Annotated in this window: 10 protein-coding genes; 3 read left to right on the forward strand and 7 right to left on the reverse strand. The window is 71.7% G+C overall.

Annotated features, from left to right (window positions below; genetic code table 11):
• Positions 1–66: 66 nt before the first annotated feature.
• The 5 genes from NDW01_RS29650 to NDW01_RS29670 all read right to left on the reverse strand — a co-directional run bounded on the left by NDW01_RS29650 (position 67) and on the right by NDW01_RS29670 (position 6,812).
• Positions 67–1,485 carry an NAD(P)/FAD-dependent oxidoreductase gene (locus tag NDW01_RS29650; RefSeq protein WP_252827516.1) on the reverse strand — a complete coding sequence of 473 codons (1,419 nt, stop codon included), beginning with the start codon at positions 1,483–1,485 and terminating at the stop codon, positions 67–69.
• Between the two features lie 148 nt (positions 1,486–1,633).
• Positions 1,634–2,974, reverse strand: coding sequence for a glycosyl hydrolase family 8 (locus NDW01_RS29655; protein WP_252827517.1), 1,341 nt, complete (start codon positions 2,972–2,974; stop codon positions 1,634–1,636).
• A 227-nt stretch (positions 2,975–3,201) separates the two neighbouring features.
• Entirely contained in the window at positions 3,202–4,209 is a 1,008-nt protein-coding gene (locus NDW01_RS29660; protein ID WP_252827518.1) for an acetamidase/formamidase family protein, read from the reverse strand.
• Positions 4,206–5,597: an APC family permease gene (locus NDW01_RS29665; RefSeq protein ID WP_252784588.1), complete on the reverse strand. Its 1,392-nt coding sequence runs from the start codon at positions 5,595–5,597 to the stop codon at positions 4,206–4,208. The genes NDW01_RS29660 and NDW01_RS29665 overlap by 4 nt, the downstream gene beginning before the upstream one ends.
• A 99-nt stretch (positions 5,598–5,696) precedes the next feature.
• Positions 5,697–6,812 (reverse strand): ABC transporter substrate-binding protein, encoded by a 1,116-nt coding sequence (locus NDW01_RS29670; protein WP_252827519.1) that lies wholly within the window; start codon positions 6,810–6,812, stop codon positions 5,697–5,699.
• Between the two features lie 45 nt (positions 6,813–6,857).
• Between NDW01_RS29670 and NDW01_RS29675 the strand changes: the two genes are divergently transcribed.
• From NDW01_RS29675 to NDW01_RS29685, 3 genes are all read left to right on the forward strand, one after another.
• Positions 6,858–7,301, forward strand: a complete 444-nt coding sequence (locus NDW01_RS29675; protein WP_252827520.1) for a MarR family winged helix-turn-helix transcriptional regulator — start codon at positions 6,858–6,860, stop codon at positions 7,299–7,301.
• A 139-nt stretch (positions 7,302–7,440) separates the two neighbouring features.
• Positions 7,441–9,009, forward strand: coding sequence for an amidohydrolase (locus NDW01_RS29680; protein WP_252827521.1), 1,569 nt, complete (start codon positions 7,441–7,443; stop codon positions 9,007–9,009).
• 220 nt (positions 9,010–9,229) lie between these two features.
• Positions 9,230–10,108, forward strand: coding sequence for an alkaline phosphatase family protein (locus NDW01_RS29685; protein WP_252827522.1), 879 nt, complete (start codon positions 9,230–9,232; stop codon positions 10,106–10,108).
• A 236-nt stretch (positions 10,109–10,344) separates the two neighbouring features.
• On the opposite strand, the gene NDW01_RS29690 is transcribed toward NDW01_RS29685, so the two are convergent.
• Together NDW01_RS29690 and NDW01_RS29695 are read right to left on the reverse strand one after the other, a co-directional pair.
• Positions 10,345–11,352: an Rv2578c family radical SAM protein gene (locus tag NDW01_RS29690; RefSeq protein WP_252827523.1), complete on the reverse strand. Its 1,008-nt coding sequence runs from the start codon at positions 11,350–11,352 to the stop codon at positions 10,345–10,347.
• 66 nt (positions 11,353–11,418) lie between these two features.
• A complete protein-coding gene (locus tag NDW01_RS29695; protein ID WP_252827524.1) occupies positions 11,419–12,285 on the reverse strand; it encodes a LysR family transcriptional regulator in 867 nt (288 codons plus the stop codon).
• Between the last annotated feature and the right edge of the window lie 2 nt (positions 12,286–12,287).

Consider the following 12,287-nt stretch of genomic DNA (forward strand, 5'->3'; position numbering starts at 1 on the left):
GACCTTATGTCAAGCCTAAGTTTAAGCCGCTAGCGTTCGTCGCCGGAGGACGCGGAGCCGCTGAGCTCAGTGCCCGGAGATGAGGTCGGCGAGGCGGGCATAGGCCGAGGTGCGGTCGAGGCGATCGTTCTCGCGCCGGTCGGCCGCGCGGTACAGCGTGTAGATGAGGCGCACGCCGATCCAGCGCAGCGGCTCCGGCTCCCACGGGCGGACCCGGCGCCCGACCCAGGGCAGCCGGGTCAGCTCGGTGTCGTCCCGGAGCACCAGGTCACGGAGTGTCCGGCCGGCGAGATTGGTGGTCGCCACCCCGGTTCCGACGTAACCACCGGCCCAGCCCAGACCGGTCTCGTGGTCGAGGTGCGCGGTCGAGCACCAGTCGCGCGGGACCCCGAGGACGCCGCACCAGGCGTGGTCGACGCGCGCGTCGGCCGCGGCGGGGAACAGGTCGACGAGCATCCGCGAGAGCGCGGCGACGGTCCGCGCCTGCGTGCGGCCTCCCCGGTCGCGGCGGGAGCCGAACCGGTACGGGACGCCGCGGCCGCCGAGCGCGATCCGGCCGTCGGCGGTGCGCTGCGCGTAGATGTACGCGTGCGCCTGGTCGCCGAGCAGTTCGCCGCCCAGCCAGCCGATGTGCTTCCAGACGTCCTCGCCGAGCGGCTCCGTCACGATCATCGAACTGTTCATCGGCAGCCACTGGCGGCGCTGCCCGGCGATCCCGGCGGTGAACCCCTCGGTCGCCCGGATCACGTACTCGGCGCGTACGGTCCCCCGGTCGGTCACGGCGGTCGCCGGCTCGTCCGCGCCGCGCGGGCGGATCTCGGTGACCGTCGTGGACTCGAAGATGTCCACGCCGAGCCGCTCCACGGCACGCGCGAGACCCTGCACCAGGCGGGCCGGCTGGATCCGGGCGCAGTGCGGGCTGTACGTCGCGTCCAGCGCTCCGGCGACGCGCAGCCGGTCCTCGCGCTCGTCGCGGGGGAGCAGCCGCAGGTCCTCCTCGGCGAATCCCCAGTGGCGCGACTCGGCGAGCTCCGCGTGCAGCCGGCGACGCTGGGCCGGGTTGGTCGCGACGTTCAGCACTCCGCCCTTGACGATGTCCGCCTCGACGCCCTCCCGCGCGGCGACCCGGATGACCTCGTCGACGGTGTCGAACATCGCCCGCTGCAGCGCGACGACGGAGTCCCGGCCGTGCGCGCGGGCGTAGCGCTCACGGGAGCCGGCCATCTCGGCCGTCAGCCAGCCGCCGTTGCGCCCGGACGCGCCGAACCCGGCGAACTCCTTCTCCAGGATCGCGATGCGCAGACCGGGCCGGGCCGTCTTGAGGTAGTAGGCGGTCCACAGCCCGGTGAACCCGCCGCCCACAACGCACACGTCGTACTCGCGTGCGCCGGGGAGCGGGCCGCGCGCCGCGGGCCGCCCGGCCTGGCGGTACCAGAAGGAGACTCCGCCGTTGCGGAAATCAGGGGTCTTGCGGACGGTGTCCATTCGGGTACCGCCTTCCATCAGTGGCCGTCGCGAGCCGGCCCCCGCCGTGTCGGCGCGACGTCGTCCCTGTGCGTCGAGGTCTCCGGCGGAGCGGTCCTCTCGTGGAGGGGCCGTCCACCGGAGACCTCGACGTCCGGCGCTCGGGGCCTCAGTGCTCGGAGGGCGAGGTCCAGATCCGGAACTTACCGCTGTCGTACAGCAGCCCCAGCATGTAGAGCATCCCGTCGTAGTAGCGCGCGTAGCCGGACGGGATCTCGGTGTTCCAGAAGTCGCGGACGAAGGCCCGCCGGGCGCTGTCCGTCGCCGTGATCGCCGACGTGGAGTTCATCGCTACCAGACCCTGCGCGTGGGCGGGCTCGTAGGTGTTCTGCCCCGACGACAGCGGCGTGCCGTCGAGGTGGTACCGGCTGACGTAGGTCGTCACGCCCTGGCCCTCGAAGAAGTTCTCCAGGGTGTTGGAGTACTCCTTCTGCCACGGCTTCGTGCCGAACCATGCGGCGTCCACGTTCGCGTTGGCGATGGCCCGCCAGGCGTCTTCCTGGAAGTTGTGGGTGTAGGAGTTGTCGGTCGGGGTCTCCCCGTTGCCGAAGTACGGCGTGCCGTCGAAGTTGGCGTAGTCGGGGGTCAGGCCGGTCTGCGGGTTGTGGGCGGTCTGCAGGAGCTTCTCGCCCGCGTCGTACGCCTTGTCCCACAGGTCCTTGTCGTCCTTGTCGACCGCGGCGAAGACCTTGTAGAAGGCCGGCAGCGCGTAGGACGGGTCGGTGAAGTACAGGAAGGTCGCCGGCGGGGTGAACAGCGGCAGGTAGTACTTCCGGTCGAACATGTCGACGCCGCCGTTGTCCGACTCGTGCCACATCGCGTGCAGGATCTGCCGGGCCTCGGTGCCGTAGTCGTAGATCCCGTCGCCGTTGCCCCAGCGGCCCTCGGCGAAGGCGAGCGCGGCGGCGATCCACTGGTCACCGTCCGGGGCGACGCCGGTGCTGAGGATCTTGCCGGTCGTGTCGGTGTGCCAGGCGAAGAAGTACTTCTCCTTGCCGCTCTGGAGCTGCATCTTCGTCTTGGCGAAGTTCCACAGCGAGTCGAACTCGTGCTTGTGGCCGAGCTGGACCGCCATCATCATGGCGTAGCCCATGCCCTCGGTGCGGACGTCCTGGTTGCCGATGTCCTCGACGTAGGCCATGTCCGGCGTCAGCTGGTAGTAGATCGCCTGGCCGTCGCCGCGGTGGGTGGCGTCCGTGCCCGGGTCGCCGTGGAAGAGCTGCTGCCAGGCGGCGTTCACCCGGGCGTCGACCGCCCGGCGCGAGATGCCCGCCTTGACGAACACGTTGGGGTACACGCCGGTCCGGCTCGCTCCGGCGTGGCTGTCGCCCACCCCCGCCGGCGGGTTGTTCTTCGCAGGGGAGTTCTCCGCGGCCGAAGCCGTCGCGGGGGTGGTCAGGAGGGTGAGGGCCGACAGAACCGCCAGGCCCAGCTTCGCTTTCTTGCGCACGCAACACCTCTCTGCGTCGACGTGAATCCGGTCGGGGACGATTTCGGCCGTCGGTCACCGGATGGTGGCCCTCGGTCGGGTGCGCGCGCCGCGTTCCCCGATCGAGGACGTTAAGCGCCTGAAATACTCCGGGTCAAGGCATAACCTGGGCGTTACTGCCGGTCAATTAATCCGTAGTCCGGATTAACTGGCCGGCGGTCACACGCTCAGGTGCGAAGACCGCGATCTCAGCGCTGGGCGAGGTACCGGGCCGCGATGGCGCGCAGGCGGGCGTGCGTGCCGTCATAGACGGAGGTGCCGGACAGGACGCTCTTGGAAAGTTTCGCGAGCATGGTGTAGTTCGTGTCCACGACGTTGCCGGCCGGTGCGAGCCCCGCCTGGCTGACCAACTGGTACGCGTCGAGCGTGTCGAGCCCGAGCAGCCCGGCGGTCCAGGTGACCAGGTCGTGCTGGCTGATCCGGAAGGCGTCCTCCAGCGGACGGGCCGAGCCGATGGACATGACGTGGTCGTCGCTCTCCAGGCGCGGCCAGGCCGGGGCGCCCCCCTTGATCAGATCGACGACGACGACCGTGTTCATGGCCGCCTCCACGGCCGTGCCGCACACCTCGCCCTCGCCCTGCCGGCAGTGCCCGTCGCCGATCGAGATCAGGCCACCGGGCACGTTGACGCCGAAGTACGCGGTGGTGCCGGCGCGCAGTTCCGGGGTGTCCATGTTCCCGCCGTGCGGGCCCGGAGTGATGCTCATGATGACCTCGCCGGCGGCCGGCGCCACGCCCACCGTGCCGTGCATCGGGTCGAGCGGCAGCTCGACCTCCAGGTCACTGGAGCGCGCCTTGAACCGGCAGGTCCCGCGCGCGGAGTCGACGTCGTACAGCCACACCCGCTCCTCGAGCGGCGGGTGCAGCATCGCCGTGGCGTGCGTCGTGGTCAGCGCTCCGAAGTGCGGGAACGTGGACGAGACGGCCCAGTTCCTGGCCGGCCGGATGTCCGCGAAGTGCACCGCGACCGTGTCGCCCGGCTCGGCGCCGGCCACGGCGATGGGGCCGGTGACCGGATTGAGGTAGGGGAACTCACAGACCTCGCTCGGCAGGTCCGCGACCGTACGGACGGCGCCGCCGAAGCAGTCCTCGGCGAACAGCTCGACCACGGTGCCCGGCTTCACGGTCAGCGCCGGGGGCCGTCCGCCGAAGGCGAAGGCGGGTTCGGCGTCCAGCGTCACGACCTCGATGCTCACTTGCTCGTCTCCTCACCGGCGATGCCCGCCAGGGCGGGCCGGCGCCGGGCGATGAGGAGCCCGACCAGCACGACCACCCCGAGGGCCAGCCACACGAAACCCATCTTCTGTGCCGCGACCTTGGCGTTGATCACGACGTATCCGAGGATCAGGAACCCGATCGCCGGAGCGATCAGGTGACGCCACCAGTCCCGGCTGCCGGAGCGGACGACGTAGTGGACCACGACGGCGACGTGCAGCACCAGGAACGCGGTCATGGCGCCGAAGTTCACCAGCGAGCTGAGCAGGGTGATCCCGTCGCCGCGGCTGTTCATGTACAGGCCCAGGCCCAGCGAGACCGCCGCGACCAGCAGGGTGGCGTTCACGGGCACGCGCCGCCTCGGGTGCACCTTGGCGAGGAAGCCGGGCAGTTGCCGGTCCCGCGCCATCGCGTACAGCAGCCGCGAGGTCGCGGCCTGGGCGACGAGCGAGTTGGCGAAGCCCCAGGAGACCGCGGTCGCCAGGGCCGTCAGCTTGGCCAGCCAGGCGCCGCCCGCCACCCGGGCGGCGTCGTAGAAGGCGGTGCCGCCCGGATCCCCGTGGGCGAGCAGCCCGGCCTGGTCGGGGACCAGCAGCGAGGCGACCCAGGTCTGCACGATGAACAGCACGCCGGTCAGCACGAGGGCGGCCACCATCGACCTGCCGATGGCGCGCGCCGACTCGCGGTTCTCCTCGGCCAGCGTCGAGATGCCGTCGAAGCCGAGGAAGCTGAGGACGGCGATGGACACCGCGCCGAAGACCAGGCTCCAGGAGAAGGTCGCGTGATCGTAGAGGGGCGACAGGGCGGAGCCGTGCCCCTTGCCCTGCGCGAGGGCCACGACGCCCACGACGAGGAAGAGTGCGAGGACGACCAGCTCGGCGACCAGCATGATCCGGTTGATCCTCGCGGTCATCTCGATGCCGAGGTAGTTGACCACGGTGTTGAGCACGACGAAGGCGATCAGCCACAGCCACACGGGGATCGCGGACACGAGGGAGTTCATCGCCACGCTCGCGATCAGGTACAGCAGGCTGGGCACGAGGACGTAGTCGAGCAGGATCATCCAGCCGGACAGGAACCCGACCGGCGCCCCGATGCCCCGGCCGGCGTAGGTGTAGACCGAGCCCGCCATGGGGAACGCCCGCGACATCTGCGCGTACGAGCCGGCGGTGAACATCATGGCGAGCATCCCGATGGCGTACGCGAGGGCGACCATGCCGCCCGAGCCCTGGAACACGCTGCCGAAGATGCCGAACGGCGCGATCGGCACCATGAAGATCAGCCCGTACACGACCAGATCCCGGAAGCTGAGCGATCGCCGCAGCTCCTGGGTGTATCCGTAACGTTCGATGCCTTCGACGTCACTCATGGATCCTCCTCGATGGAGCGGTGCAGCGCAGCCTAGGGAATCTACTTCCAGATGAAAAGGTTTTGTCTGGAAAAGTCAGTAGCGGGCGACCACCGTGGGTCAGTAGCGGCTGACGACCGTCAGATCGAGCCCGTCCGCCCTGGCCAGGTAACCGCCGGCCCGCGGCGGGCCGAGCGGCGCGGCCGCCCACGCCCTCCGCGCGTCCGGCTCCCCGGGCGCGTTCAGCAGGAGGCCGGCGGCCGCCTTGACCCGTCGCGGATCCAGCGCGCCGTACGCCGCGAGGGCCGCCGCCAGGTGGACGCCGTCGTACAGGCCCTCCGCGTAGACGTCCAGCACCGGAGCGTGGCCGCCGAGCTCGGCTCGGTAGCGCTCGGCGAGGGCGATCCGCCGCTCGCCGTCCTGACCGGCGAACGACCGCATCGCGGAGTACAGCTCGCCCGTGTCGTCGCCGCCGATGGCCAGCAGGCCGTTCATTTCGAGCGACCCGGACAGCCGGATCACCCGGGAGGCCGGACCGGACGACGCGAACACCCGGTTGAACCGGACGAGGTCCCGTCCGACGAGGCTGACCAGGACCGCGTCGGCACGCACCCGGAGCAACGCGTCCACGGCCTCCTCGGCTCCCGTCCCCACGACCGGTTCGAACGGCAGGAGACGGTCGAGGACCACGTCGGCTCCGATCGACCGGATCAGCCGGGCGGCCACGCGGTGCACCGAACGCGGCCAGATGTAGTCGCTGCCCACCAGCGCCCACCGCCGGGGCCGCCGGTGTTCGGTCAGCCAGCGCAGCGCGGGCGCCAGCTGGTCCGCCGGTGAGCCGCCCAGCAGGACCACGCCCTGTCTCCGCGCGCCGCCCTCCTGCGGCGGCGTGAAGAAGTAGGCCGACCGGCGGGCGATCGCAGCCTCGACGGCCCGGTGCACATCGCTCGTGTGGTAGCCGACGAAGGCCTGCACGAGCCCGGCGTCGGCGAGCAGGCCGGCGTCCCGCGCCACCTCCTGTGGCCGTCGGCCGGCGTCGACCAGGACGAGCTCGACGGGCCGCCCGGCCGCGGTCACCTCGCCCGCGGCCAGGCAGGCGGCGGAGAGCCCGGAGGGCCCGGTCAGGCCGAGGGGCCCCGACAGCGGCAGCAACAGGCCGAGCCGCAGTACCGAGGGATCGGGCCCCGCGACCAGGAGCTCCGCGGTGTCCCGTACGACCGCCAAGCCGCCGTTCACCCGACAAGTATGCTCTCCGCAACGGACGACGGCGGAAGGCGCAACGTGTCGAATCAGAGCGAGACGGCCCTGCCCGCCGCCACGGCCGACCTCGTCGATCTGCTCACCCGCACCCAGCGCGCCCTCGCCCGGGATCTCGGTGCCGTGCTGGAGGATGAGGGCACGTCCGTCGACCAGTGGCGGGTGCTGCGCGCGCTCGACGGCGCGGAGGGCCGCTCGATGGGCGAGCTCGCGGCGGACGTCGAGATCCCGCATCCCACCCTGACCCGGATCGTCGACACCCTGGTCGACTCCGCCTACCTTTACCGCTCCCAGTCGGCCAGGGACCGCAGGCGCGTCTCCGTGCACGTGTCCGACCTCGGCCGCCGCAAGCTGCGCCGGCTGGACGCGCTGGCCGTCGCGCACGAACAGGCGATGGCCGCCCGCCTCGGCCCGGACACGGTCGCGACCCTGTCAGCCATGCTCCGGTCCGTACGCGAGCGGCTCTGATCCGGCTGCGGGCCGCGTCACCGGCCTGCCTCCATCAGGCCGCCAGGGCCCGACGGAGGAACCGGAATCCCCTGACGCGGCGCTTCTTATCGCCACTCCTACCGTGACGGCACCTGTCACCCGAGCCTGTGAGAGCCAGATGAGCATCCGCGTGTACCGCAACGCCGCCATCCACACCGGAGACGGCGGCAGGCCGCCGGCCCGGGCCATGGCCGTGGAGGGCGAGCGTCTGCTGGCCGTCGGCGCGGAGGCGGAGGTGCGCGAGGCCGCGGGGCCGACGGCGGAGCTGATCGACCTGGAGGGCGCCGCGGTGCTCCCCGGCCTGTACGACGCCCACATCCACACCGCGCAGTACGCCCAGAGCCTGGGCGCGGTCGACCTGCGCGACGCGCGCTCCCTCGACGACGCGCTGGCGAGGGTGGCCGCGTACGCGGCGCGGCTGCGACCGGGCGCATGGCTGTTCGGCGGCCGGTGGAACAGCAACACCTGGGACCCGCCGGCGCAACCGGACCGGTACGCGCTGGACTCGGTCTGCCCCGAGCTGCCGGTCGCGCTGCCCAACGCCGACGGTCACACGGTGTGGGCCAACTCCGCGGCCCTGCGGCTGGCCGGCATCGACGCCGGCACCCCCGACCCGATCGGCGGCGAGATCGTCCGGGACGCGAACGGGGAGCCGACCGGCATTCTGCGCGAGTCGTCGTCCTACCCGCTGCGCGACCTCATGGTCTCCGCCGACCTGTGCGACCGGCTTCGCGCCGCGCAGGAGGAGCTCCTCGGATTCGGCCTGACCAGCGTGCACGACATCGACGGCGAGGACTGCCGGGACGCCTACCTGCGACTGCGAGCGGTGGGCGAGCTGAAGCTGCGCGTGCACAAGGCGATCCCGATGGACCACCTGGAGGCGGCCATCGCCGAGGGCCGCCGTACCGGGCAGGGCGACGACTGGTTCCGCACCGGACCCGTGAAGATCTTCAGCGACGGGGCGCTGGGCTCGCACACCTGCCACATGAGTGAGGCCTTCGCCGGCGAGGAGGGCAACGCCGGCATCGCCGTCACGCCGTACGACGACCTGGTCAGGCTGTTCGCCAGAGCCGCCGGCGCCGGCATCGCGGTGGCCACGCACGCCATCGGCGATCAGGCCAACCACCTGGTCATCGACGCGTACGAGGCGATCGGCCGCAGCGCGGGGCTGCGGCACCGCATCGAGCACGCCCAGCACCTGCGGCCCGGCGACCTGCCCAGGATGGCCGGGCTCGGCGTCGTCGCCTCGATGCAGCCCGTCCACTGCACGAGCGACATCGACCTGGTCGACTCCCTGCTGACCGGCCGGGAGCTGGCCTCCTATGCCTGGCGCGGGATGCTGGACGCCGGCGTTCCGCTGGCCTTCGGCTCCGACGCTCCCATCGAGCACCCGAACCCGTTCGCCGCGCTGTACGCCGCGGTGACCCGCACCCGCACCGACGGCACCCCGGCCGGCGGCTGGCAGCCCGGGCAGCGGCTGACCATGGCCGAGGCCATCGCCGCCCACACCGTGGGCGCGGCCTACGCCGCGGGCGAGGAGAACGACAAGGGCGTCCTCGCGCCGGGCAGGCTCGCCGACTTCATCGCGGTGGACACCGACCCCTACCGGGAGCCGGCGGACGCGGTGCTGCGCACCAAGGTCCTGACCACCGTCGTCGGCGGCGACGTCCGCTGGCGGCGCATCTGAGGGAACGCCCTTGGCCGGACCGCCGAGGCGGCGCACGCGCTCGGCGGGGCGAGGGGCCACACGGCGGCCGCCGGCAAGGCGCTCCGCCATTCTGACAGAGCCCTTAACGGAAGGTTCGCGCGCACTTAACCGGGCCTCGCTTCTCAGCCACGTTTCCGGCGTTCACACTCTGGCGGGGCACCGCCCCAGGGCCCCGCACCCGACCCCTCCGGAGGTCCCCGTGACCGGAAGAAGAGCCGCCCGCCGCACCCTCGCCGCCCTCGCGTCCGCTCTCGGCCTCGCCGCCGCGGCCGGCGTGTGGGCCGGGACCGGTGGCACCGCGAACGCCGCGGGCAGCGTCCCGACTCCCGACCACACCGTGGTCGTGATGATGGAGAACCACGCCTACAGCCAGGTCATCGGCAGTTCCAGCGCGCCGTACATCAACTCCCTCAAGAGCGGCGGCGCCGTCCTCACCGCCTCCTACGCCATCACCCACCCCAGCCAGCCCAACTACTTCGCCATCTTCTCCGGCTCGACACAGGGCATCACGGACGACAGCTGCTACACCCCCGGGTTCAGTTCCGCCCCGAACCTCGCGTCCGAACTGGCGGCGGCGGGCAAGTCCTGGGCCAGCTACAACGAATCGCTGCCGAGCCAGGGCTCGACCACGTGCAGCAGCGGCGAGTACGCCCGCAAGCACAACCCGTGGTTCGGGTTCAGCAACGTCCCGACCTCGACGGCGATGACGTTCGGCCAGTTCCCGACCGACTACACGACCCTGCCCAGGGTCTCCTTCGTCATCCCGAACCTGTGCGACGACATGCACGACTGCTCGGTCTCGACCGGTGACACGTGGCTGAAGAACAACCTCGGCGCGTACGCGACCTGGGCCAAGACGCACAACAGCGTCCTCATCGTCACCTTCGACGAGGACAACAGCCTCAGCGGCAACCACATCCCCACCGTGCTGTACGGGCAGCCGGTGCTCGCGGGCAGCAGCTCCGGCATCCACTACAACCACTACAACGTCCTGCGCACGATCGAGGACATGTACGGCACCTCCCACGCCGGGAACGCGGCCTCCGCGACCGACATCACCGGCATCTGGGCGAGCTGACCACAGGGACGTCGCCGACAGCGGCGGCGTGGCCGTGGCCCGGGACGCGCTGCGTTCCGGGCCACGGGCCGTTCACCGTCGGCACCTGCGTGGCCGTCACCGGCGTGCTGGTGCTGCCGCTGTTCGTGCCCGGACGGTCCGGACGGACCACGGAGCCCGCATCGGGTCACCGCCCCGCGTCCCGGTCGCCGCCCTCGCCCCCCTGCGTTCGGCCGGCCGACGGCTGCGGGAGCCGGTCACAGGAGGGTGAGCTGCTCGGGCTCGGGGGAACGATGGGGCACGGGCGGGGGTGTGCGCAGGCGGCGGACGCCTCGGCGCCGGCCGATGCCGTGTTCGTCGGCGAGTTCCTTGACGCGTTGGGCGATGCGGTGCTGGTAGTCCTTCGGCGCGTACGCCCCGCGGCCGTACAGGCGCTCGTAGGGGGCGACGAGTTCGGGGTGGTGGTCGCGGAGCCAGCGGGTGAACCACTCGCGGGCACCGGGGCGCAGGTGCAGGACGATCGGCGAGACGGAGGTGGCCCCCGCCTCGGCGATCCGGCGTACGGCCGCCTCCAGCTGTCGTGGGGTGTCGGTGAGGTAGGGGACGATCGGGCCCATCAGGACGCCGCAGCCGACGCCGTGGTCGTTCAGCGTCGCGCAGACCTCGAGGCGTTTGAGCGGGCCGGGCGTGCCAGGCTCGAGCAGCCGCCACAGGTCCTTGTCGACGAAGCCGACCGACACGGCCGTGCCGACCTCGGTGCGGTCGGCGGCCTCCTCCAGCAGCGGCAGGTCGCGCAGGATCAGCGAGCCCTTGGTCAGGATGGAGAAGGGGTTCGCCGCGTCCCGCAGTGCCTCGATGATGCCCGGCATCAGCCGGTAACGGCCCTCCGCCCGCTGGTAGCAGTCGACGTTGGTGCCCATCGCGATGTGCTCCCCGGCCCATCTCGGCGCGGCGAGCTCCCGGCGCACCAGCTCCGGAGCGTTCACCTTCACCACGATCTGCGAATCGAAATCCCGCCCTGTGTCGAAATCGAGGTACTTATGGGTGTTCCTGGCGAAACAGTAGACACACGCATGGCTGCATCCCCGATAGGGGTTGATCGTCCAGCGGAACGGGACGCGTGAGGCGGCCGGGACCCGGTTGATGATCGACTTGGCCCGGATCTCGTGAAAGGTGATCCCGCGGAACTCCGGGGTGTCGACCGTGACCGGGCTGCCGAACAGCCCGGGGTCCTCGCCGTCCAGCGCCAACGCATCCCAACGCATGGTCCCACCCTAGAACATGCGTTCGATGATGTCTCCGTCGGCATCCGAACGGCGGGCGGTGACCGCTCAGGCCGCGAGTGCCGCGGGGGTCGCGTCGACGAGGGCGGTTGCGGCGGGGTGCCAGGGCCGGTCGCCCGGCCCGGAGAGGACGAGCCGCCGGCCCATCACCGGGCGCACGGGCACCATCACGAGGCCGGGGACGAGCATGGCGGCGGTGAGGGCGGGGACGATCGTGACGCCGATCCCCGCCCGCACCATGGCCAGCAGGGTCCCCATGTCGCGGATCCGGTGGGTGGGGGAGAAGGGCGTGCCCGCCTGACGGTGCAGCTCGCGGACGTGCCGCTCGCATCCTCCGCTGGACAGCAGGAAGGCGTCGTCCTCGAGGTCGGCCGGGTCGATGCCCGGCTCCGCGGCGAGGGGGTGGTCGTCGCGGAGGAGGACGTGAAAGGCGTCCTCGGCGAGGAGGACGCCCGGGCCCGGGGGCGGGTCGACGAGGACGGCGAGGTCGACCGTGCTGCGGGCCAGCCAGTCGGCGACCTCGTCGTCCTCGCCCTCGAACACGGCGACGTCGACGCGGGGCAGCTCGGCCTGCCACCGGGGGATGAGCCGGGGGAGGAGACCCTGGCAGACCGTGGTGGGCGCGGCGAGCCGCACGGTGCCGGCCGGCAGTCCGTCACGCTGGGCGGCCAGGTCCGCGATGGCGGTCGCCGCCGCGAGCGCCGCGCGGGCGTGACCGAGGATGAGGTCCCCGAACGCGGTGGGGCGGGGGTGGCCGTGCCGGGTCAGCACCGACCCGCCGAGGGCGCGCTCCAGCGCAGCGACGGAGTGGGAGATCGCGGACTGGCTCACACCGAGCTCGTCGGCGGCGGCGCCGAAGCCGCCGTGGTCCAGCACGGCGACGAACGCCCGAAGCTGGCTGAGGTTGAGGCTCATGA

The sequence above is a fragment of the Actinoallomurus soli genome (assembly GCF_024055715.1).
Taxonomy (GTDB): Bacteria; Actinomycetota; Actinomycetes; order Streptosporangiales; family Streptosporangiaceae; genus Actinoallomurus; species Actinoallomurus soli.

What these genes read in the sequence shown, in the direction of transcription:
- NDW01_RS29665 (WP_252784588.1), bottom strand. Translation starts at nt 5,597, where the DNA reads ATGAGTGACGTCGAAGGCATCGAACGTTACGGATACACCCAGGAGCTG.
- NDW01_RS29695 (WP_252827524.1), bottom strand. Translation starts at nt 12,285, where the DNA reads ATGAGCCTCAACCTCAGCCAGCTTCGGGCGTTCGTCGCCGTGCTGGAC.
- NDW01_RS29650 (WP_252827516.1), bottom strand. Translation starts at nt 1,485, where the DNA reads ATGGACACCGTCCGCAAGACCCCTGATTTCCGCAACGGCGGAGTCTCC.
- NDW01_RS29680 (WP_252827521.1), top strand. Translation starts at nt 7,441, where the DNA reads ATGAGCATCCGCGTGTACCGCAACGCCGCCATCCACACCGGAGACGGC.
- NDW01_RS29690 (WP_252827523.1), bottom strand. Translation starts at nt 11,352, where the DNA reads ATGCGTTGGGATGCGTTGGCGCTGGACGGCGAGGACCCCGGGCTGTTC.